The organism is Streptomyces sp. SID5910 (genome assembly GCF_009862125.1).
Classification (GTDB): Bacteria; Actinomycetota; Actinomycetes; order Streptomycetales; family Streptomycetaceae; genus Streptomyces.
In genome coordinates, this window is record NZ_WWHX01000093.1 from 1 (window position 1) to 2,928 (window position 2,928).

Here is a 2,928-nt window from a genome sequence, read left to right on the forward strand (position 1 = left end):
ACCCGTGCCGCCCCAGCGGCACGATTGCCCGCAGCTACGGCCTCGGGTGGGGGACCGGCACAATGGGGTTTATGGTCTCCACGCATCGCCCCGGGTTCGCTCCCACCGTCGGGTTCGATCTCGACATGACGTTGATCGACTCACGGCCCGGTATTCGCGCCTGTTATCTGGCGCTGTCCGAGCGGACCGGGACGTATGTCGATGCCGACCTGGCCGTCACGCGGCTCGGGCCGCCGCTGGTGGAGGAGCTGGCGAACTGGTTCCCCGCCGACGAGGTCGCGGCCACCGCCGATCTGTACCGGGCGATGTATCCGGGGTACGCCGTCACCGCCACGACCGCGCTGCCCGGCGCCCGGGAGGCGGTCGAGGCGGTGCGGGAGGCCGGCGGCCGGGCCGTGGTCGTCACCGCCAAGTACGAGCCGAACGCCAAGCTGCACCTGGAGCACCTCGGCATCGAGCCGGACGCGGTGATCGGCGACCTGTGGGCCGAGCAGAAGGCCGTGGCGCTGCGCGAGCACGGCGCGGACGTGTACGTCGGCGACCACCTCGGCGACATCCGCGGCGCACGCGCGGCGGACGCCCTGTCCGTCGCCGTGGCCAGCGGACCGTGCAGCGCGGAAGACCTGCGCGCGGCCGGTGCCGACGTGGTCCTCGCCGACCTGACGGAATTCCCGGAATGGCTCGCGGGCTACCGCGACGGGCTCGCCGCCGCACGCGCCTGACGCCGCCCCGCGGCGACCGACCGGAGCACCCCCGCACCGGAGATCAGGAAGCCCACTCCCATCAGCATGCTCAGCCCGAACATGTAGGTGGGAAAGGGCGTCGTGTCCAGAAACAGTGGGGCCACCGTGACCAGTGTGGCCACGGCGCCGACGAAGAAGACGATCGCACCGGCGCGGATCAGTCGGTCACCGGGCGCGGCGGAATTCGTTTGGGTTTGTTCACGCACTCGACCAGGGTAGTTCCCAGCCCGAGGGAACGACCGGGGGACGTCTTGTCACCGGCCTCATGAGCATTAGCCTGGGTATCGGCGGGTCCCACGACCCGCCCGAGTGCTATCAAGAGCAGTTTTCCGACGAGTACGAGGACGAGGACAGACGTGCCTACCGGCAAGGTCAAGTGGTTCAACAGTGAGAAGGGCTTCGGCTTTCTCTCCCGTGACGACGGCGGTGACGTCTTCGTCCATTCCTCGGTCCTCCCCGCCGGAGTCGAGACGCTGAAGCCGGGCCAGCGCGTGGAGTTCGGCGTCGTCGCCGGTCAGCGCGGTGACCAGGCCCTGTCCCTGACCCTGCTGGAGCCGGCCCCGTCGGTCGCCGCCGCGCAGCGCAAGAAGCCCGACGAACTCGCCTCCATCGTCCAGGACCTGACGACGCTCCTGGAGAACATCACCCCGATGCTGGAGCGGGGCCGCTACCCCGAGAAGACCGCCGGCAAGAAGATCGCCGGACTGCTCCGCGCGGTCGCCGACCAGCTCGACGTCTGACCCGCCGCGGCAGTCCTACGGGAACGCCAGCGCGTCCGGGCCGAGGGCCGGCACCAGTCCCTCGGCCGCCGCGCGGGTCAGCAGACCCCGGATCGCCGCGTAGCCGTCCTCGCCCAGGTCGGCCGTGAACTCGTTGACGTACAGCCCGATGTGCTGGTCGGCGACGGCCGGGTCCATCTCCTGAGCGTGCTCCATCACGTAGGGCCGGGACGCCTCCGGGTCGTCCCAGGCCGCGCGGACCGAGGCGCGCACGGACTCGGCGAGCCGGGTCAGCGTCTCCTCGCCCAGCGACCGCCTGGCGATGATCGCGCCGAGCGGGATCGGCAGCCCGGTGGTGTGCTCCCAGTGCTCGCCCATGTCGGCGAGCTTGTGCAGCCCGTAGTTCCGGTACGTGAAGCGCGCCTCGTGGATCACGAGACCCGCGTCGACCTTCCCGTCCCGCACGGCCGGCATGATCTCGTGGAACGGCATGACGACGATCTCGCCGACCCCGCCGGGCACGGTGTCCGCCGCCCAGAGACGGAACAGCAGGTACGCCGTCGACGTCTCGCTCGGCACCGCGACGGTGCGGCCGCGCAGATCGGCGTCGGCCTCCCGGGTCAGCACCAGCGGCCCGCAGCCCCGGCCCAGCGCGCCGCCGCACGGCAGCAGGGCGTACTCGCCGAGGACGTACGGCAGCACCGCGTACGACACCTTCAGCACGTCGAATTCGCCGCGCTCGGCCATGCCGTTGGTGATGTCGATGTCGGCGAACGTCACGTCGAGGGCGGGGGCGCCGGGGACGCGGCCGTGGGCCAGGGCGTCGAAGACGAACGTGTCGTTCGGGCAGGGCGAGTACGCGATGTGCAGGGGCTCAGTCGTCATGTGGGTTCCAACTCGTGAGGACGGGTGCGAGCTTCCCGAAGGCGTCGGTGAGGGCCGTGAGCGCGTCGCCGATGCGCCACGCGGCGCGGTCGCGGGGGCCGACCGGGTTGGAGACCGCGCGCAGTTCCAGCACGGGCACCCCGTGCGCGGCGGCGGCCTCGGCGACGCCGAAGCCCTCCATGGCCTCGGCGAGGGCACGCGGGTGGCGGGCGCGCAGCAGCGCGGCGCGTTCGGCGGTGCCGGTGACGGTGGAGCCGGTCAGGACGGTGCCGGGGCGGGCGCCGGTCGCGTCGGCGACGGCGGTGACGAGCCCGGCGGGCGGGCGGTGGGTGACGGTGCCGAAGCCGAGCTCGGTCACCGGCAGGAAGCCGTCGGCGGTCTCGGCGCCCAGGTCGGCGGCGGTGATCTCGTCGGCGACGACTAGGGAGCCGACGGGCGCGCCGGGCGCGAAGCCGCCGCCGATGCCGGCCGAGACGACCAGGCCGTACGAGGCGCCGTCCAGGGCCGCGGCGGTCAGGGCGGCGGCGGTGGAGGCGGCGGCGAGGGCGGGGCCGACACCGGCCGCCAGCAGGTCCGGGCCA

5 protein-coding genes are annotated in these 2,928 nt (G+C 72.6%); 2 read left to right on the forward strand and 3 right to left on the reverse strand.

Annotated features, from left to right (window positions below):
• Window positions 1-71: 71 nt before the first annotated feature.
• Window positions 72-722 carry an HAD family hydrolase gene (locus tag GTW67_RS03570; RefSeq protein WP_161163328.1) on the forward strand — a complete coding sequence of 217 codons (651 nt, stop codon included), beginning with the start codon at window positions 72-74 and terminating at the stop codon, window positions 720-722.
• Here GTW67_RS03570 and GTW67_RS03575 read toward each other — a convergent pair.
• On the reverse strand, window positions 689-949 hold the full coding sequence (locus tag GTW67_RS03575) for a hypothetical protein (protein WP_161163329.1): 261 nt from the start codon (window positions 947-949) through the stop codon (window positions 689-691). The genes GTW67_RS03570 and GTW67_RS03575 overlap by 34 nt on opposite strands.
• 150 nt (window positions 950-1,099) lie before the next feature.
• On the opposite strand from GTW67_RS03575, the gene GTW67_RS38085 reads away from it, so the two are divergent.
• Window positions 1,100-1,483 (forward strand): cold-shock protein, encoded by a 384-nt coding sequence (locus GTW67_RS38085; protein WP_161163330.1) that lies wholly within the window; start codon window positions 1,100-1,102, stop codon window positions 1,481-1,483.
• A 15-nt stretch (window positions 1,484-1,498) separates the two neighbouring features.
• Here the strand turns inward: GTW67_RS38085 and GTW67_RS03585 are convergent, their stop codons facing one another.
• Together GTW67_RS03585 and GTW67_RS03590 are read right to left on the reverse strand one after the other, a co-directional pair.
• The gene (locus GTW67_RS03585) at window positions 1,499-2,347 is read right to left on the reverse strand and encodes a 1,4-dihydroxy-6-naphtoate synthase (protein WP_161163331.1); all 849 of its coding nucleotides are present in this window, start codon (window positions 2,345-2,347) and stop codon (window positions 1,499-1,501) included.
• Window positions 2,337-2,928 (reverse strand): futalosine hydrolase (locus GTW67_RS03590; RefSeq protein WP_161163332.1); only part of this gene is annotated, 592 nt, incomplete at its 5' end. The genes GTW67_RS03590 and GTW67_RS03585, both read right to left, overlap by 11 nt.

Excerpts from the sequence above, each read along its gene's own strand:
- GTW67_RS03570 (WP_161163328.1), top strand. The coding sequence starts at position 72 with ATGGTCTCCACGCATCGCCCCGGGTTCGCTCCCACCGTCGGGTTCGAT.
- GTW67_RS03585 (WP_161163331.1), bottom strand. The coding sequence starts at position 2,347 with ATGACGACTGAGCCCCTGCACATCGCGTACTCGCCCTGCCCGAACGAC.